The sequence below is a fragment of the Dysgonomonas mossii DSM 22836 genome, from assembly GCF_000213575.1.
In the GTDB taxonomy this organism is placed as follows: Bacteria; Bacteroidota; Bacteroidia; order Bacteroidales; family Dysgonomonadaceae; genus Dysgonomonas; species Dysgonomonas mossii.
On sequence record NZ_GL892006.1, the window covers coordinates 107,014 to 125,557 of the forward strand.

Genomic DNA, 18,544 nt, shown 5'->3' on the forward strand with positions numbered 1-18,544 from the left:
ATCCACATTATTTATATGCTCCTTTCTTTATGGCATCGGGCGTAGCCTTATTCGCCTTGAGCAATCTTACCGCTTCTTTTATCATCTGCTCATCTCTTTGGAACATTTCATAGAAATTGTCTTCGCTGAAGAAATTGCGTATAATAAATGCTTCGAGCTGTGTTTGAAGAAGCTTGCGCGATTCATCTATCAAATATGGCTGTTTACGGATTCCCTTTGTATAGGCATAGTCTGCAAAATTATCGACAATAGGCTGTGTTGATAAATATTTTGCAGCATCAGTCCATGTTTTAAAGCTCTTCAGTTTATCTCTGTTCTTTTCGGTGTACACATAGCTAAACTCTCTGAGCAACCCTTTATTCGCTACTCGCATGTAGTACGAATTGATACCTGTCGTATCGCGAGGAACAAAAACATCGGATAAAACGCCATCGTCACCATACACCGGTCTTCCCGAAAGAGTATGGAAAAGAGGTAGATTATCGAACTTGATACTATCTCTATTGTCAAATTCTCCTCGGCTATATCTGTTATACAGATCCATACTATATGTCTGACGGTCTCCCTTTTCGTATGCCTTCTGTACACATCTACCAGATGGTGTGTGATATCGGGCTATTGTGAGTCGCATAGCAGAACCATCGTTGAACTTATATTGAGCCTGTACCAATCCTTTACCAAACGAACGGCGACCGACGATCAATCCTCTGTCGTTGTCCTGTATAGCTCCGGCAAATATCTCACTGGCTGATGCGCTTGTTTCATCGAGAAGAACTACAATCTGGCTTTGCTTGCATGTACCCGAATTATCAGCATAATAATTTTCACGAGGATAAGCTCTTCCTTCAGTATACAAAATAAGCTCTCCGTTGGCAAGGAATTCATTCACCATCATTATGGCAGCTTCCATGTACCCTCCTGTGTTTTGTTGCAGGTCTACAACAAAAGATTCACAACCCTGACTTTTCAATTTAGCTATTGCCGAAATAAATTCGTTATACGTTGTGCTGCCAAACTTGCTTACCTTTATGTATCCTATCTTATTATCAAGCTTGTACGATGCATCCACACTCTTCACAGGCACAAAGGCTCTGGTTACTACAAATGGAATCAACTCGTCACGACCTTGTCTCTTCACTCCTATTTTGATCTGGGTCTTTTCAGGCCCTTTGAGTGTGCTGTAGACTTTATTTTCATTTATTCCTTTGCCTACAAACAGAGAATCATTGACAGTTACAACTCTGTCTCCGGCCTGTATACCGACAGCTTCAGAAGGTCCGCCCGGTATGGCTTTTACAATTGTCAGCGTATCATTCAATATAATAAACTCAACGCCGATACCACTAAAATGACCTTCCAGTTCGTCATCTTTGCGGTTCATAATATCTGCACTAATATAATCTGAGTGCGGATCTAATCCGGCCAATACGGTTGGTATAGCATTTTCGATCAGCGCATCTACATTTACCGTATCTACATAAGACTTATTGATATAGTCGAGTACAACGTCGAGCTTATTGCCTTTTCGCCCTAAAAATCCGCTTCCCGAACCAAATATAGAATAAGCATTTCCTATAAAGATACCAACAGCAACACTTACAGCAATGCACAACGGAAGCCAGATATAAATACCCCTTCCTCCTTTTTTAGTTTTACTACTATTATTGTTCTCTGTCATTTTGCTGTTTGTCCCTTCCCAATTGTTGTTCAAGTTCTTATCGCTTTCCATTTAATCTTCCGATCCCTCTGTGTTAGTTTCTATATCTATAAATACGACCTCTACTCCCGCACGTTCGAGAAGAGAAGCTCCATCTGTACGCCGATATTTCTGATTATACACAACCCGCGTTATGCCCGCCTGAATTATAAGTTTTGCACATTCTATGCAAGGCGATGTAGTCACATACATTGTAGCCCCAAGACTACTGTTATGCGAACAGGCTACTTTCGTGATTGCATTAGCTTCGGCATGCAGAACATATGCTTTGGTTTCGTTGTTTTCATCTTCGCAAATATTCTCAAATCCTGAAGGAGTACCATTATACCCATCGGATATAATCATTTTATCTTTTACAATAAGGGCACCTACTTTTCTGCGCTTACAGTACGAATTTTCGGCCCAAATAGCCGCCATCCTCATGTATCGCTCGTCGAGCAACCTTTGTTTGTCATCGCTCATGAAATTACGTTCTAAAAATTCGAACACAAAGATAATGAAAAGTTCACGATTTAAAGTATTTAGTTAATTTTTATATAATCCACAAATTCCCTTTTTGACCACTGTAGAGGCATATTAAATTTTATTTATAAATGATAGATAAAAGAAGGTCGACACCATTGCTTTTTCTTCTAAGAATTATCTCTTATAGAGATCTTTGAAATAGTTGAAACAGATTGTGAGCTAAAACGTCGCTGTTATAAGAACCCAAGGAACAAACTGAGCCAAAGAGCAAAGGAGGATATAAAGTGACAGTGAAATATGGTTCGAAAGGTGTTACTTTTGTCACCTTTTGATAGCAGACACACCGTCAAGACATATCATATCAATAGGTTACAATAAATAATCGGTAAAGCAGAATATTGTAAATATTGTTACCTTTTTATAGATAGTGATTTGAATTTGGGGATTCGTAACCGAAAGGTCTTGAGTTATAAAAGTCGGTATTTTAGGTGAAACAAAAATATTGCTTTAAATTTGCAGCAAAAATAAGATACACATTATAAGTTTTTAAGATTTGTTATGAACGACCATCAATTTAAAGCACATCCATGGCATGGAATAAATGCCGGAAGCAATGCACCTCACGTAGTAACATGCTTTATCGAAATAGTACCTACCGACACAGTTAAATACGAGGTTGACAAAGAAACCGGTTACCTTAGCATCGACAGACCACAGAAGTACTCAAACATCATCCCTGCCCTTTATGGGTTTATCCCTCAAACGTATAGTGCCGACCTTGTAGCAGAGCTTACAAACAATGAGTTGGGAAGAACTGATATAGAAGGAGATAACGACCCTGTAGATATTTGTGTTCTGACAGAGAAAGACATCACACATGGAGATATAATAGTGAAAGCCAGACCCATAGGAGGTTTCAGATTACTAGATCACAACAAAGCCGACGATAAGCTTATTGCTGTACTCGAAAATGATGCTATCTACGGTGCATACAAAGATATATCGGACGTACCGCCAATGGTAATAGACCGTCTGAAACACTACTTTACTACCTATAAGGATTTACCCGGAGACAAGTCTCCTCGCTGTATTCTTACAGGCACATACGATGTAAAAACAGCACACGAGGTTATACGCCGCTCGATAAAAGACTACGATAACAAATATAGGAGTGACAAATAAGAGGAAGAAATATCTGGCTTATTTTTCGCTGGCAGCCGTAATGATTGCCAGTATCTGTCTTATATATGGATATCTGGAAGCACGGAATATAAAGCTGAAAGAACTGACATTCCGAAGCAAAGATATTCCCGATGCTTTTGTAGGAAAGAAGATAATCTTTGTATCGGACATTCACTCCGGAAAATACTTCACGGGTAAAGACGTGGCACGGCTGGTAGAGAGAATCAATGAACGAAACCCCGACATGGTGTTTATCGGAGGGGATAATACCTTAAAAGACACAACATACTCACATCCTTTCTTTAAGGAAATAAGAAAGCTGAAAAGTAAATACGGAGTATACACAGTATTGGGCAATCATGACCACTGGGAAGATGCCAAGCTGATACAGCAAGGCTTTAGTAATTGTGGCTTTCATATCTGCGACAATGAGTCATACTGGATAAAAGAAGGCAATGACAGTATAAAAATCGGAGGTGTAGGAGATCTTTGGGAAGATGTGCAGATTATAGAGAATACAATCGGTGATGTGAAGCAAAACAACTTCTGCATATTACTGTCTCATAACCCCGACTATATGGAATTGCTAGACACAGACCTTGTAGACCTCATGCTGTCGGGTCACACACATGGAGGACAAATAACACTTCTTGGACTGTATGCTCCCATTATGCCGGCGACCAGTCATCCCGAATATATGCAAACGGGACAAAAATACAGGTATGGTTGGAAAGAAAAGGATAAAACAAAATTATACGTTACTTCGGGCGTTGGTATGGGTGGATTTCCATTCCGTTTTTTCGCACAACCCGAGATTGTGGAAATAACCCTAGAGCAGGAATAAAACCAGAAGTAAAAAACTAGTTATTTCTTATTTCCTTTGAAAAGATCAATTACGCTTAACAGCCTGTCCAAAGATCCGACATCGTAGCGTACCTGATGCCTGATACGATTAAAGTCTAATTTATTTACAACCCTCACAGTAGCGTTATATTTCTTTGTATACGACTTACCTACAAGCCTATAGATATTATCCAGATCTTTAGCCGGATGCACTCTCGACTCTGAGTTTATGACATAAGGATCAAACCCAAGCCTATCTTTTATAAATCGTCCTGTCAGCCGTTTGTCTATTCTCTTGAAGTGATTTGTTTCTGCCATAAACCAGGCTTCTATCTCGTGTATTGCAATTACAATATCAAAATATGGAGCATCAGCTCTCAGTTTATTCGGCAAGAAGCGCAAACCTTTTTCCAGCTTCTCCAAATCATCTATCGGTATAGGATAAAGATCACGGACACCTATTATCATCTCATATCCTCGTTGTCGAAGGTTAGAAATGTTATCCAATATCTCCGATTTTACCCTGTTGTCTGAGCCACAATCAAAAATAAGCACTTCGTACTTCGGATTTCGAGAAAATAACGAGTTCCGAACAATCTCTTGTTTGGGTATATTAGATCCTCCACGAAATTGTTTCTGAATAATATTAATCTGTTTATAGCCAAAGACTTCCTTTATCAAGCGATTTATAAAAATCTGCTCAGTCTGTCCTTCAACGAAAAAAGCAATGCGTCTCATCAAACGTTATTATCCTCATCCATAATGCCAAAACCTTTCTGGTAAAAGTCTGTGGCCAAAAAATCGAAGTTATTAAGTCCCGTATATTTAAAGTCTTCAAAAGTATCTTTCGAATTTGTATAATCGTAGAATATTGATTTGCTATGATCCCTACCTATTACAGACCAATAGCGAAGCGGTATTTGGTTCATTATGTAGCGATCGTTGGTGGTCATGAAGAATTGCATATTGGATTTATTCACCTTCTTAATAACAATGTCTGTTATTTTCTTCGAGCTTTCAAAATCAAGACCTTCTCCAATATCATCAATCAACATACAAAATGAAATATTCTTTAATTTCGCATAATGCAACAATATCAATAAAGACAGAGCCCGATACATGCCCTGAGACATTTCACGTTGGGATACAGTATATTTACAATCTTCTTCAACGCATAATCCATAAAGTCCGTCAACCTCTTCTATATCGATTTTAGAAATATCATAGCCCAAATCCTGCATGCTCGAAAGAATCTCTGATATGAAGTCTTCACCGAACAGCTCTCTCCCCTTGTAGAAAGCGTGAATCAAAGTCTCCGGGTCATCAATATCTTTATTGTTTTCCCCCCCGACGTAATCCTTCACTAATCTCTTTTTCTCCAACTGGTTTGCAAACATATAGTTTCGGAGGGACCTCCCCCACTCTACAAAACTTTCGTAATAGGATTTCCCTTCGTCGTTTTGCAAAGTAATAGCCAGTTGATTATCGGATACATCCGCTTCAAGTCTATTATTATCAAGATCAATGAATATCTTCTTTTCTCTATCTAATAAGACTTTATCATCAAATATCAGAACCTCTTTCGTGACAACCCTGTTTTTGAAGCCAAGTATATATTTATATGTATTCTCACCTTCAGTGAAAATAATTTCAAAGTCTTCGCTAGGACTAACAGTCTGCTTTAAATTAATCTGTCCCGAAAATAAGTTTGCAATCTGTCTTATCAGATTTAATGTTCGGCTTTTTCCGGATGCGTTTTTGCCCACCAAAAGATTTAGATTATCAAAGTAAGCATAATCATCATTACTGCCTACGATACTCCATTCGCGAGGTTCACCCGCATAACGAATATATTTTAATGCACGAATTATCATTTGGTTATATATTTTACAAAGAGTATAAAATTTACCTCCTCAAATATACACTTTTTCTCTCTGTAAATAATCTTCGGTAGAGAATTCAATTACAGATTCATCAACTGATTCTTTATAAGTAGGCATTTAAGAATGATTACTTCCGAACAAGTCGTCCGATATCGGACATTTACAAAAAGCATAAACGATTGATTATATATAATTTACATTTTCGGCATACGACTTGATATAAATAAGTAGAATAATAAAACATTAGAAATGGACAGAGAGATACCATTAAGTGAGCAACGCAAAGAAAGACGCAAACAGATCATACGATATGGTGCTATTATAGTAGGTTTGGCAATAGTAGTTATTATCGTAGTAAACTTTCTGCAAGGTTCGATTTCTTCGAAAAATGTAATTATAGGAACTGTTGACAGAGGAACGATCGAAGTAACGGTAAATGCATCGGGCAAAGTGATTCCTCTGACCGAAGAAATTATTGTATCTCCTATCAATAGCAGGATACTGGAGGTATATAAAGAAGCGGGAGATTCGGTTAACAAAGATGAACCGATCTTAAAGCTCGAACTGGCGTCGATAGAAACAGACTACAAACAGAAGCTGGACGAAAAAGAAATGAAGAAAAGCAAACTGATCCAGTCTCAAGTGAGTCTCGACAATACAATTTCGGATCTTCAAATGCAGCTGCAAGTAAAGGATATGAAGCTCAAGCAACTACAAACCGAGCTTAAGAACGAAAGATATCTGGATAGCATCGGGGCAAGTACCTCAGACAAGGTACGCCAAGCTGCATTGAACTATGAAGTGGCAAAACTTGAGTTCCAACAGCTAAAACAACAAATAGTAAATGAAAAGAAAAATGCATCAGCCGAGGTCAAAGTCCAACAACTTGACCTGAGTATATTCGAAAAGTCGCTGGCTGAAAGTGCCCGTCTCTTAAAGGATGCTCGTATATTATCACCTCAGAAAGCAACGCTTACGTATGTAAATAACCAAATTGGTTCGCAAGTTTCTGCCGGAACACAAATAGCGATTATCTCAGACCTAAGTCACTTTAAGGTATTGACCGAAATAGCCGATAGCTATGCCGAGAAACTGAGTTCGGGAGCTAAAGCAATAATAAAAATCGGACAATTGCAGCTGGAAGGAACGGTCGTGAATATAACCCCTTCGGTAAAGAATGGCGTAATTAATTTCACTGTCATGCTAAAAGACTCGGGTAATTCACGCCTCAGGAGTGGTCTGAAAACAGATGTATATGTTACTCATGGAATACAGGATGATGTATTACGAATTCCGAATTCGACCTATTATATAGGAGCCGGAGAGTATGAGCTCTGGGTAGTGAAAAACGGAGAGGCGGAAAAGAAAAAAATAAAACTAGGCGAAAGTAGCTTCGAATATGTAGAAGTGATAAGCGGTCTCGAGAAAGGCGAGCAGGTAATTATATCAGATATGAACCAGTATAAAAACAAGCAGAAATTAAAAATAAATTAATTCTATAATAGGTAATATAATTTTAGGGAGATCTTTTATACTCTTCCTAATCGAAGGAAGAGTATAAAAGTAAATAAAAAAATAATCATACATAAAATATCAGCACTATGTCAATAATCAATTTACAAGGGATTACAAAAATTTATCGGACGAAAGAAGTAGAAACAGTAGCATTGGAAAATGTAAATCTAGAAGTCGAGAAAGGAGATTTTCTGTCCGTTATGGGACCATCAGGTTGTGGCAAAAGTACTATGCTAAATATTATGGGGCTACTCGATGTTGCAACCAACGGTAAGGTACTCATCAATGGTACAGAAACAAACAAGATGAAAGATAAAGAGATGGCTGAGTTCCGCAATAAAACACTTGGGTTTGTTTTTCAAAGTTTCCATCTTATAAATTCACTAAACGTACTCGACAATGTGGAACTCCCTCTTCTTTATCGCAAGTCTGGAGACACTAGCCGCCGCGAATTGGCAAAGCATGTGTTGGAGAAAGTAGGTCTTTCGCACCGTATGAAACACTTCCCGTCTCAACTATCCGGAGGGCAGTGTCAGCGTGTAGCCATAGCTCGTGCCATTATCGGCAATCCACAAATCATTTTGGCCGATGAGCCTACCGGAAACCTTGACAGCAAGATGGGTACGGAAATTATGGATCTACTGTTTGAGTTGAATAACGAAGGTACAACAATAGTAATGGTAACACACGACGAGCTGATAGCAAAAACGACTAAACGCATCGTTCGTTTCTTCGACGGAAGACGTGTAGAATAGAATTAATATGAGCTAAGCTAGAAGGGAAAAAATGAAAATAAGCTACTTCAAACAAGCCATAAGAACAATTAAGGACAATCCTTATTCGGCTTTTATATCCATCATGGGTGTTGCTCTTTCTATCGGCATAATTATATCGTTACTTGTTGCCATACGAGCTAAAACAATGGATATTGAACCGGAGACCAACCGCTCGCGATCTTTATATGTAAAATGGGTTGGGGTGAAAGAAAAAAACACAGGAAATTTTGTCATTAACGGTTTTATGTCTTTAAAAACAATCAAGGAGTGCTTTCAGTCATTAAAAACACCCGAAGCTGTTACCATATCATCATTTATTCATTCTCATCTGGCTACTTTACCGGGAGGAGGCAATCAGAAAAGATGTTATGTATTGTATACAGATGATGTTTTCTGGAAAGCATTTGACTTTAAGTTCATTGATGGAAAGGGATATAATAAAGAAGATTTCGATTCGGGTATAAGGAAAATCGTTATCAGTGAAAAATTGGCACGCACAATTTTTGGAAGCATAAAAAATGTGGTAGGAAAACAAATGCAGCTAAACTTTATTACATACACAGTATCTGGCATAGTAGAAGATCTCTCACCGATAACGGTAGCCACTTATGCTCATGCATGGATTCCCCTCACATCTATACACAAAACACAAAGTGCAGATATGGAAGGAATAACAGGGATGTATAAATGTCAGATTATAGCGCATTCTTCGAAAGATTTTGATGCCATACGTACAGAAACAAATCAACAGGTGAGCCGCTATAATACCACATTAGCCAACTATAGTGTAGAGTTTTACGGACAACCGGACACCCGGTATGTAGAGGATCATCGGTTTGGACCGGGATATCCCGATATGCAAAGGTCATATTTATCGGATATCGGATTTATATTGATCCTTCTAATTGTACCCGCCATTAATTTATCTGGTCTCACATTGTTTCGCATGAGAAGAAGAATCGTCGAATTGGGAGTTCGAAAGGCATACGGTGCTACTAGAAAAACCCTCATCTGGCAAGTATTGAGCGAACAAATGGTATATTCTCTTATTGGCGGCGGTTTAGGTTTATTACTATCATTCATTACAGTTCATTTTATAAGCGACTATGGTTTTAATTATAATAATTACTTTGGTTTGGATATTGAGCCTCATTTTAACCCTTCTGTTTTTATAACTCCGGGTACCTTTCTTTTGACGTTTATCTTCTGTGTAATTATAAACCTTTTAAGTGCAGGAATACCCGCATGGAGAGTGTCATCTGCATCGATTGTTAAATCTTTAAGAGAAGACTAAAGCTATGTTGAAACAAATTTTCAAGATAATAATTAATCAGCGCAAAAGTAATTATTGGATACTAGCCGAATTACTCTTTGTTTCGATATGTCTTTGGTATATAGTTGACTATATGGCGGTGCTGAGATCAGTTAGAAATATACCCTTCGGTTATAATATAGAAAACACTTATCGCATCGATTTGAATGAACGCCTTGAAGACAGTGAAAATTATATCTCTCCCGATGAAAAAACAACGACTAGCGGAGAAGATCTATTAAGCATAATGGAGCTGATACGTCAGTATCCACCGATAGAATCAGTATCGCTGTCTATAGCGTCACAGCCTTATGCGGCTACACCTTATAGTCAGGCATATTATAAAAAACTGTCTTATAATAAAATGGGTGTATCAGCTCAGGAATATAAAGTTACCCCTTCTTTTTTTGACGTTTTTAAAACACAATCTATCACTCAAAAAGATTTAAAACAAGCGTTGAATAGGCATTCTGTGATAATATCTGCAAATGCTGCAACTGAGTTATTAAAGGGAGAGGAAGCTATTGGCAAGAATATCATTGTAGGAGAGAATGGCGAAGAAAAACAGATTACAGGGGAGTATGTACCTGTAAGATGGACTGAATACTTTAAAGCTAACCCCTCATTCTATACACTTTTGTCTGAGGAGGAAATCATAAAGAATGTAAACTCTGACAACCTATCTCAAATTGAGCTGTGTATACGTGTGAAACCGGACATAAAAGATGATTTCATCGACAAATTTATAAAAGATATGGCATCTAAGATTATGGTTGGTAATATTTATCTGATGGATGTACGCCCAAGTTCCTATATCAGAAAGGCTGCAGTAGGGCCTGAAGAGAGTACGATGTTCGTCAGAACTTTTCTTTTAGGATTTCTTCTTATCAATATTTTTTTAGGTGTATCGGGTGTATTCGGTCTTCGTACACAGCAACGAAAAAGTGAACTCGGACTACGTATCGCCTTAGGCTCATCAAAAATTAAACTCCAACTGCTGGTTATCACAGAAGGTCTGTTATTACTATCTGCAGTCATGATACCTACTATAATTATAGCGCTCAATTTCGGACTATTTGAACTTGTACATCTCGATTGGGTAGCATTCACTTTTTTACGCTTTATAATCGGCATATCGATCACCTATTCTATTATGGCTCTAATAATCCTTGTTGGTGTATGGTATCCGGCATACAGGGCTACAAAAACAAATCCGACAGAAGTATTGCGAAACGAATAAGAATTTTGAATAAAACAGAATAATATATGTATAAAGTATATTTCAAACAGGCTTTGGGAATGCTGAAACAAAACAAGTTTATCAGCATAATCACTATCACAGGTACAGCATTGGCTATAATGATGGTTATGGTCATCATAGTGACCGACTCCATTAAGCATGTAGATATAGCACCTGAAGTAAACAGAAGTAAGACCTTCTATGTGAAACGCTATACCAAAAAGAGTAAGGATCAAACTAAAAGCAGGATATGGCAAAGTACAATCAGCTACGAATTGTATAAAAATTACCTCTCGGAATTTAAAACGCCCGAATATACTACTGCTGTTGACAAAGCATGGAATGGCAATCAGTTTATGGTAAAAAAGGAGAATGCGAACGAACGTTTCTTATCGGAGATCAAAATGGTAGACGCTAGTTACTGGAAAGTACTATCCTTTACTTTTCTGGATGGAAAACCATTTACAGAAGAAGACTTTAAATCGGGCATACGCAATGCTGTGATATCCCAAAATCTTGCAAAAAAAGTGTTTGGGAACAATGAAGCTTTAGGCAAAAATATAGAAATAGACTTTAAGCTATACAAAGTGATCGGTATTATAAAAGACGTGCCCCAGACCTTTACATACGGATACGGAGAAGCGTATATACCATATACCTCGAAGAATGGGTACAACAACAGGAGCTATCACATTCTATACCTATTGAGGGATAAAAAAGACGCAACAGCATTAACGGAGGAAATACAGAAAGCTCAACGAAAATTTGATAGTGGCGACCCCGAAAACAATATAACGTTTCATGGGCCTTACAATCAGAGACAACTATTAATGCAAGAAACCAGGGATATGAAACCGGATGAAAAAACAGCCAATAGAAAAATGATATTCATTTTTACCGTTTTACTTCTCATTCCGGCAGTTAACCTATCCAGCTTTAGCATGTCTCAAATAAAAAGACGAATCGAAGAAATAGGAGTAAGAAAAGCTTTCGGAGCGAAAAAATATATAATACTGATTCAGATTTTGTTCGAAAATCTAATTACAACTTTCATAGGAGGTATTATAGGATTGATATTGTCATACTTCATTGTAATGTGGCTCAAAAGCTGGCTACTCGATGTAGGGGCAGAGAGTGCTATACCAATTCATGCTTTGATATCATACCCTGTATTGATCGGTGTATTCTTAGCATGCTTTGTGCTCAACCTTCTTTCGGCAGGCATACCGGCATACAGAGCGTCAAAAGCAGCCATAGTTGATTCTTTGAACAAAAAAAACATGTAACAATATGATAAAGCAAATTTTTAAAATAATATGGAGTGAGCGAAAAATCAACGTTTGGATATTGTTCGAGCTCGTATTGGTCTTTTGCATCCTTTGGTTTTGTGTAGATTATATCTATTTTTTCACAAAACGTTACTTAGAGCCGACAGGCTATAATGTAGAACACGTTTACAACATCAATATGGGTATAAAAGAAGAAGGTCATGTACTTATAAATAATGGAACGGATGCTCAAAAAGATTCATTAGTCAACATCGTATGGACTATCGTAGATCGTATAAAGAAATATCCTGATATAGAATATATAAGTCTCTCTTCGGCTGCTGTTCCCTATTCGGGTTCATTTATGAGCAATAAAGCCTCTTTGGATACAATGGTTGATTACATTCAGTTCAAATCGGTTAGTCCTGACTATTTCAATGTTTTTAAAATCAACTTGCAACAAGGACAAGTAGAGAGCTGGAATAGCACGGATAATATAGTTATCAGCGGTAATAAAGATAATCAATTTTTGAAGCACGATGCCAAACAAATAAAATCGCTCGTAACCGGAGATAACGAAAACAAACAAGTAATAGGAGTTGCAGCATCTTCCAAGAGGAGTGAGTTTGACGAACACAATCCAATAGTTTACACATTATTATCCACAAACGACAGGGAAACAGTCTATTTTGATGGAATCGAAATTTGTGTACGGGTAAAAGCCGAAGCCGATAAAAATTTCATTGAACGATTTACAAAAGATATGCAAGAACAAATTGCGATGGATCCTTATTTTTTATCGTCTGTGACATCTATCAGTGATCTTAGAAAAGACTTTATGAAATGGAACAAATACGATAATAACTTCAAAAGTATCTTTTCTATATCATCGTTCCTTTTCATAAATATCTTTCTTGCTGTGGTAGGCACATTCTGGTTTAGGATACAGACCCGACGTAATGAAATTGGATTGAGAGTAGCTGTAGGATCAACCCGAATGAATATAAAAGCTTTATTCATTCTCGAAACTCTCTTCTTATTGCTATTAGCCAGTCTTATAGCCACGCCGATATGCATAAACATCGCTTTGGCGGATATTCTAAGAGATATTGGCGTACCATCCATAGATAGAGGTGAAGAGCCAATACAGATAAGCCAATATTTTATCAATTATTTATTTACTGCTTTGATCCTGATCACAATATCAATATCGGCAGTACTTTATCCATCGTGGAGGGCATCAAGGATACAACCGGCAGAAGCTCTGCGAGACGAATAAAACAGAAACAAAACAAAGAGTATGAAAAAGATTTTTTCCTCTATACTATTGCTGGCTTTATTTACAGGTTTGAGGGCACAGGATACGATTACAGTAAATCTTCCTGATGCTATTCAACGAAGTGTCTCTATTTCGGTAGATGCTGTTGTAGCCCGCAACCAATTTAAATCAAGTTATTGGGGATATAGAACATATAAAGCCGAATTGTTGCCCGAAGTAACACTAAATACTACCCTGCCCTACTATTCTAAATCATACAATCCATTTCAGAATTCGGACGGAACATACACATTTGTTAGCAACGACTATAGTAAAATAGACGCAGGAATATCCATATCCCAAAATATCCCATTAACAGGTGCTACACTCTCCGTAGAAAGCAGTTTTCAAAGATTAGAGCAATACGGAGGCAACGGTTCTACAAGGTATATGGCAATTCCCGGATCGATAACACTCCAACAACCTATTTTTGGGTTCAACCGTGTGAAATGGTTACAAAAAATAGAGCCGGTAAAGTATCAGGGAGCAAAACAGCAATTGGTCGCAGATATGGAAGATGTATCTAATACCGCAATCCAATACTATTTCAATTTGCTCTTGGGACAAATAAATATGGAAATAGCACAGCAAAATCTAAAAAACACAGAGAAGCTCTATACGATAGCCGAAGCAAGAAGAAAAATAGGACAAATTTCAGAAAATGATTTATTGCAACTGAAAGTCTCATTACTAAAAGCGGAGTCATACCTCACAGATGCGCAAGCCTCTTTAAGTTCAAGAATGTTTCAGTTGCGTTCCTTCCTTGGGTATGGAGAAGACATTATCATTAAGCCCGCTATACCGGAAGGGCTTCTAAGTAGAATGCCGATTTTGTCTTATCCGCAGGTGGTAACATTGGCACGAGAAAACAACCCCTTTACGCAGAATATCCAGAAAAGAATGCTGGAAGCGTCTCGCGATGTAAGCCAGGCAAAAGCAGACCGTTGGAATGCGACATTGTTTGTTTCATTTGGAATGTCGGGACAGGAAGACCGTTTTGCGCAAGCCTTCAACAGCAACAACTGGAGAAACAACCAAGTCGTTAATGTTGGTATCAAAATACCGATCTTGGATTGGGGCAAAAGCAAAGGAAAAGTAAAAATAGCTGAAGCTAATCGTGAAGTGGAAAACTCTAAGATAGAAAAAGAGCAAATAGATTTCAATCAAAATGTATATCTTCGTGTACAGAACTTTAATAGTCAGTCGAAGCAATTGGAACTGGCAAAAGAAACAGATATAATTGCACAGCAACGTTACAATACCTCTATCGAAGCGTTTGTATTAGGTAAAATTGATGTATTAAACCTGAACGATTCCCAATCTTCGAAAGATGAAGCCAGACGTAATTATATCGAACAGATGTATCTGCTATGGTCATATTATTATCAGATAAGAAGTCTGACCTTGTACGATTTCTTAAGCAATAAAGAAATATCTGCTGATTACGATAAGATTGTTGATTAACTTCAAAATCATTATTTTTATCCACTAGAACGAAAATTTTTATGATACTGATCTGTGACGACGATGCTGCTATACGTTCATCCCTTTCTTTAGTATTAAAAAGGGCCGGATATGAAACAGCTAGTGCAACATCCCCTCAAGAGGCAATAGCTTTTGTAAAAGCAACGTCTCCCGATCTTATACTGATGGATATGAATTATACCAAAGGGACAAGCGGAGAAGAAGGTCTTACTTTACTGAAGCAAGTAAAAATTTATTATCCTCACGTACCTGTTATACTTATTACGGCATGGGGATCGATCAACCTTGCAGTAAGGGGGATACAAGCCGGAGCTTTTGATTTTGTCACTAAGCCTTGGAACAATATGGCGTTACTGAACACCATTCAGACAGCTATACAGTTAAAGGAGGGAAGTGAAAAAGAGGCAGCCGGAAACAATTCACAGATCAGTAGCGACGAAGCTTTCCGAAATGATAAAATCATAGGCAAATCTCCCCTCTTACAAAATGTATTCAATACAATTTCACGGGTAGCCAAAACAAATGCCTCTATCCTTATTACAGGCGAAAGTGGTACAGGAAAAGAACTTATAGCTGAGGCTATTCACGAGAACAGCGACAGAAAGAAGAATCCTTTTGTGAAGGTAAACCTAGGGGGTATTTCACAATCTCTTTTCGAAAGTGAAATGTTTGGTCATAAAAAAGGAGCATTTACCGATGCTCATTATGACAGAATTGGTCGCTTCGAATTAGCAAATAAAGGAAGTATATTCCTCGATGAAATAGGAGAATTAGATGCGGCATGTCAGGTGAAATTATTAAGGGTGTTGCAGGATAAAACGTTTGAATCGTTAGGTGACAGCAAGCAAAAGCAAGTTGATGTACGTGTCATTAGTGCAACCAATCGCAATCTTGCCGACATGGTCTCTAAAGGCACATTCAGAGAAGACCTGTTCTATCGGATCAACCTTATCACAATAAGAGTTCCGGCTTTGCGTGAGCGGATAGATGACATTCCACTACTTGTAAAACATTTCGCAAAAAAACAAGTCGAAATAAACGGATTAGAAAATATTGAATTTACATCAGAAGCAATCAGCTTCTTGAAAAGATTACCATATCCCGGAAATATAAGAGAATTAAAAAATCTGGTAGACAGAGTTATTCTCGTCTCAGGTAAAAACATACTTACCGATAGCGATTTCAAAGATCAATATATAGCAATCCCCAATTCATCGTCTACACTCCCCGACTCTATCTATCCTTTAGACGAATTGGAGAAAAAGATGATAGAAAAAGCAATGGAACTATATGGTGGTAATCTCTCGAAGGTGGCAACAGCACTAGGTGTAAGCAGACAAGCATTATACAGAAGGCTGGAGAAATATGGAATAAGCACAAATGATTAGGGGCTATGAAATCAAAAATCTTATTCTGGATATTAGCCGTTCTTGTTTTTGGCTCTCTATTGACTGTAGGGTTTGTTTTTTTTAGAACAGACTTATATAAATTTCTACTTATAGAAGGAATCGCTATCCTTGCTATTATATTTTTTATCACCCTTTACTACCGACTTATAAAACCATACCAGATTATTAGCGATGGTATGGAACTACTAAAAGAACAGGATTTTTCGACTCGTCTGCGTCCCGTTTCCGATAGCGAAGCCAACAAGCTGATTGAGATTTTCAATAAGATGATGGATCAATTGAAAGACGAAAGGCTGCAAGTGAGAGAGAAAAATCATTTTCTTGATTTGCTTATACAAGCATCCCCACAGGGGGTTATCATTTTAGATTTTGATGATAAAATCACAGAGGTTAACCCATCCGGACTACGGCTGTTGAGTATAAACAATATCAATGACGTAAAAAACAAAAAGCTGGATGAATCGGGAATAAATATAGGAGATCAACTAAGCAAACTAAAGCAAGGAGAAGATGTAGTGATACGCAGTTCGGGTATAACAATGTATCGTTGTTCCCGCTCTTCGTTTATAGACAGAGGGTTTGCGCATCCTTTTATCCTCATCGAAGAGTTGACACATGAACTATTGAAGATTGAGAAAAAATCATACGAAGGCATTATCCGTATGATGGCACATGAAGTAAACAATTCGGTGGGTGCAGTAAGTTCTACCCTTAATGTTATCTCGGATATATTACAGCAGAATGAAAACAGCGAATTGATCGATGTTTTACCAGCTGTAGATGCATCATTCGATAGATGTAAGCATTTGGGACATTTTATCAGCAATTTTGCCGAAGTTGTAAAAATCCCTGAACCGTCGGTATCCGATGTAAGCATAAATGAATTGGCACGGTCTGTAGAATCTCTCTCCCGAGCAGAATGCTTAAAAAGAAATATAAATCTTAATTTGAATCTGACTACCGAAAAAGACTTAGCATGTATCGACAGTATACAGTTCGAACAAGTACTCGTCAATATTGTAAAAAATGCCTACGAAGCAATAGATAAAAATGGAGATATAAATATCATCACTACCTCACAGCCTCTTTCCATCACCATTGAAGATAATGGGCCGGATATACCGGAAGAAACAAAACAAAAACTATTCACACCTTTCTTTACTACCAAGCAAACAGGTCAGGGAATCGGTTTAATGTTTGTTCGTGAAGTCTTGCTTAATCATAATTGCAAATTTGATTTGAAATCGGAAAATGGCCGGACAAAATTCGAGATCTTTTTCTAACAACAGCCATTTGTATTTTTATTAGAGAGAAACTATCACATCGTATCCTTGATATCGGGAGAAATAAAACTATATAAAATAGGAGCATTATACTCTTTGCCCTCTTTTCGTTCGTCCAGTTGAATAACAAATCCTTCCTGAAGTATTTTTCGTTGAAAGTTGCGCCTGTCAAGCTTCTTGTTTAAAAATATTTCATGAATCTTTCTCAATTCGGTCATCATGAATTTCTCGGGAAGCAGCTCATATCCGATTGGTATTATTGGCATTAAAAGTTTGATTGACTCTTGTGCTTTTTTTATAATAAGCTCATGGTCTGAATACATAGCAGGCAATTTATTTATATCATACCAATGCAATTGCTTTTTTTCGGATACAAAGTCATTTACCTCATCATACCTCACCAAAGCAAAGTAGCCCATTGTTATAAATCGCCTTAACAGCCATTTACCATCATTCCTTACCGAGCTATATTGAGCTACATAGTCTAAGTTTTGTTTCATGATAGTTCTGTTGGGATCACTAAACAATGCAAATTGCTTTAGGAAAATATTGCTCAACCCGGTATACAGTTCTAGTATCCTGTGTGCCGCTTGATCTGCACTTTCGTCATTAAAAACAAAACCGCCTAATAGAGCCTTATAATTGTTTATGCCAAAATCTCTCAGCAGAACTTTTATTTTTCCCTTGTGAAAAGCTATTATAACACAATCTACCGAAAAGCCTGGGTGTGAGTTCTCTGCGGTATGATCTTCATACGTCAACTTCGTTAAATCCTTCATAATCTAGGTATCTATATCCTATTAAAATGATGAGTCAGCAAAATTAGAGAATATATTCCGAATAAAAAT

16 protein-coding genes are annotated in these 18,544 nt (G+C 37.6%); 11 read left to right on the forward strand and 5 right to left on the reverse strand.

Translation table 11 applies throughout. The features are described from left to right. Positions 1–7: 7 nt before the first annotated feature. Both HMPREF9456_RS07340 and HMPREF9456_RS07345 read right to left on the reverse strand, forming a co-directional pair. Positions 8–1,729, reverse strand: a complete 1,722-nt coding sequence (locus HMPREF9456_RS07340) for a S41 family peptidase (protein ID WP_006842864.1) — start codon at positions 1,727–1,729, stop codon at positions 8–10. Further along, entirely contained in the window at positions 1,730–2,179 is a 450-nt protein-coding gene (locus HMPREF9456_RS07345; RefSeq protein ID WP_006842865.1) for a deoxycytidylate deaminase, read from the reverse strand. It lies immediately after the preceding gene. Positions 2,180–2,740: 561 nt separating this feature from the next. Between HMPREF9456_RS07345 and HMPREF9456_RS07350 the strand changes: the two genes are divergently transcribed. After that, complete coding sequence (locus HMPREF9456_RS07350) at positions 2,741–3,364, forward strand: inorganic pyrophosphatase (protein ID WP_006842866.1); 624 nt, start codon at positions 2,741–2,743, stop codon at positions 3,362–3,364. After that, on the forward strand, positions 3,354–4,208 hold the full coding sequence (locus tag HMPREF9456_RS07355; protein WP_006842867.1) for a metallophosphoesterase: 855 nt from the start codon (positions 3,354–3,356) through the stop codon (positions 4,206–4,208). The genes HMPREF9456_RS07350 and HMPREF9456_RS07355 overlap by 11 nt, the downstream gene beginning before the upstream one ends. A gap of 20 nt (positions 4,209–4,228) precedes the next feature. Here the strand turns inward: HMPREF9456_RS07355 and HMPREF9456_RS07360 are convergent, their stop codons facing one another. Both HMPREF9456_RS07360 and HMPREF9456_RS07365 read right to left on the reverse strand, forming a co-directional pair. Then, positions 4,229–4,945 (reverse strand): DUF4276 family protein, encoded by a 717-nt coding sequence (locus HMPREF9456_RS07360; protein ID WP_006842868.1) that lies wholly within the window; start codon positions 4,943–4,945, stop codon positions 4,229–4,231. Continuing rightward, the gene (locus HMPREF9456_RS07365; protein ID WP_006842869.1) at positions 4,945–6,081 is read right to left on the reverse strand and encodes an AAA family ATPase; all 1,137 of its coding nucleotides are present in this window, start codon (positions 6,079–6,081) and stop codon (positions 4,945–4,947) included. The genes HMPREF9456_RS07360 and HMPREF9456_RS07365 overlap by 1 nt, the downstream gene beginning before the upstream one ends. A gap of 258 nt (positions 6,082–6,339) precedes the next feature. On the opposite strand from HMPREF9456_RS07365, the gene HMPREF9456_RS07370 reads away from it, so the two are divergent. From HMPREF9456_RS07370 to HMPREF9456_RS07410, 9 genes are all read left to right on the forward strand, one after another. Then, positions 6,340–7,584 (forward strand): efflux RND transporter periplasmic adaptor subunit, encoded by a 1,245-nt coding sequence (locus tag HMPREF9456_RS07370; RefSeq protein ID WP_006842870.1) that lies wholly within the window; start codon positions 6,340–6,342, stop codon positions 7,582–7,584. Positions 7,585–7,691: 107 nt separating this feature from the next. Continuing rightward, positions 7,692–8,360 (forward strand): ABC transporter ATP-binding protein, encoded by a 669-nt coding sequence (locus HMPREF9456_RS07375; RefSeq protein WP_006842871.1) that lies wholly within the window; start codon positions 7,692–7,694, stop codon positions 8,358–8,360. A 31-nt stretch (positions 8,361–8,391) separates the two neighbouring features. Continuing rightward, positions 8,392–9,675 carry an ABC transporter permease gene (locus HMPREF9456_RS07380; RefSeq protein WP_006842872.1) on the forward strand — a complete coding sequence of 428 codons (1,284 nt, stop codon included), beginning with the start codon at positions 8,392–8,394 and terminating at the stop codon, positions 9,673–9,675. A 4-nt stretch (positions 9,676–9,679) separates the two neighbouring features. Then, positions 9,680–10,933: an ABC transporter permease gene (locus HMPREF9456_RS07385; RefSeq protein WP_006842873.1), complete on the forward strand. Its 1,254-nt coding sequence runs from the start codon at positions 9,680–9,682 to the stop codon at positions 10,931–10,933. A gap of 26 nt (positions 10,934–10,959) precedes the next feature. Further along, a complete protein-coding gene (locus tag HMPREF9456_RS07390) occupies positions 10,960–12,219 on the forward strand; it encodes an ABC transporter permease (RefSeq protein ID WP_006842874.1) in 1,260 nt (419 codons plus the stop codon). A 4-nt stretch (positions 12,220–12,223) separates the two neighbouring features. After that, complete coding sequence (locus tag HMPREF9456_RS07395; protein WP_006842875.1) at positions 12,224–13,480, forward strand: FtsX-like permease family protein; 1,257 nt, start codon at positions 12,224–12,226, stop codon at positions 13,478–13,480. A 21-nt stretch (positions 13,481–13,501) separates the two neighbouring features. Continuing rightward, a complete protein-coding gene (locus HMPREF9456_RS07400; RefSeq protein WP_006842876.1) occupies positions 13,502–14,983 on the forward strand; it encodes a TolC family protein in 1,482 nt (493 codons plus the stop codon). A 41-nt stretch (positions 14,984–15,024) separates the two neighbouring features. Next, positions 15,025–16,392 (forward strand): sigma-54-dependent transcriptional regulator, encoded by a 1,368-nt coding sequence (locus HMPREF9456_RS07405; RefSeq protein ID WP_006842877.1) that lies wholly within the window; start codon positions 15,025–15,027, stop codon positions 16,390–16,392. Between the two features lie 5 nt (positions 16,393–16,397). Beyond that, the gene (locus HMPREF9456_RS07410) at positions 16,398–17,696 is read left to right on the forward strand and encodes a sensor histidine kinase (RefSeq protein ID WP_006842878.1); all 1,299 of its coding nucleotides are present in this window, start codon (positions 16,398–16,400) and stop codon (positions 17,694–17,696) included. Positions 17,697–17,731: 35 nt separating this feature from the next. Here the strand turns inward: HMPREF9456_RS07410 and HMPREF9456_RS07415 are convergent, their stop codons facing one another. Then, the gene (locus tag HMPREF9456_RS07415) at positions 17,732–18,475 is read right to left on the reverse strand and encodes an NUDIX hydrolase (protein ID WP_006842879.1); all 744 of its coding nucleotides are present in this window, start codon (positions 18,473–18,475) and stop codon (positions 17,732–17,734) included. Positions 18,476–18,544 lie beyond the last annotated feature (69 nt).

Bases quoted from the DNA above. Each gene is read 5' to 3' on its own strand.
- HMPREF9456_RS07375 (WP_006842871.1), top strand. From the start codon at position 7,692: ATGTCAATAATCAATTTACAAGGGATTACAAAAATTTATCGGACGAAA.
- HMPREF9456_RS07405 (WP_006842877.1), top strand. From the start codon at position 15,025: ATGATACTGATCTGTGACGACGATGCTGCTATACGTTCATCCCTTTCT.
- HMPREF9456_RS07370 (WP_006842870.1), top strand. From the start codon at position 6,340: ATGGACAGAGAGATACCATTAAGTGAGCAACGCAAAGAAAGACGCAAA.
- HMPREF9456_RS07390 (WP_006842874.1), top strand. From the start codon at position 10,960: ATGTATAAAGTATATTTCAAACAGGCTTTGGGAATGCTGAAACAAAAC.
- HMPREF9456_RS07400 (WP_006842876.1), top strand. From the start codon at position 13,502: ATGAAAAAGATTTTTTCCTCTATACTATTGCTGGCTTTATTTACAGGT.
- HMPREF9456_RS07380 (WP_006842872.1), top strand. From the start codon at position 8,392: ATGAAAATAAGCTACTTCAAACAAGCCATAAGAACAATTAAGGACAAT.
- HMPREF9456_RS07340 (WP_006842864.1), bottom strand. From the start codon at position 1,729: ATGGAAAGCGATAAGAACTTGAACAACAATTGGGAAGGGACAAACAGC.
- HMPREF9456_RS07385 (WP_006842873.1), top strand. From the start codon at position 9,680: ATGTTGAAACAAATTTTCAAGATAATAATTAATCAGCGCAAAAGTAAT.
- HMPREF9456_RS07395 (WP_006842875.1), top strand. From the start codon at position 12,224: ATGATAAAGCAAATTTTTAAAATAATATGGAGTGAGCGAAAAATCAAC.
- HMPREF9456_RS07415 (WP_006842879.1), bottom strand. From the start codon at position 18,475: ATGAAGGATTTAACGAAGTTGACGTATGAAGATCATACCGCAGAGAAC.
- HMPREF9456_RS07365 (WP_006842869.1), bottom strand. From the start codon at position 6,081: ATGATAATTCGTGCATTAAAATATATTCGTTATGCGGGTGAACCTCGC.
- HMPREF9456_RS07345 (WP_006842865.1), bottom strand. From the start codon at position 2,179: ATGAGCGATGACAAACAAAGGTTGCTCGACGAGCGATACATGAGGATG.
- HMPREF9456_RS07360 (WP_006842868.1), bottom strand. From the start codon at position 4,945: ATGAGACGCATTGCTTTTTTCGTTGAAGGACAGACTGAGCAGATTTTT.
- HMPREF9456_RS07350 (WP_006842866.1), top strand. From the start codon at position 2,741: ATGAACGACCATCAATTTAAAGCACATCCATGGCATGGAATAAATGCC.
- HMPREF9456_RS07410 (WP_006842878.1), top strand. From the start codon at position 16,398: ATGAAATCAAAAATCTTATTCTGGATATTAGCCGTTCTTGTTTTTGGC.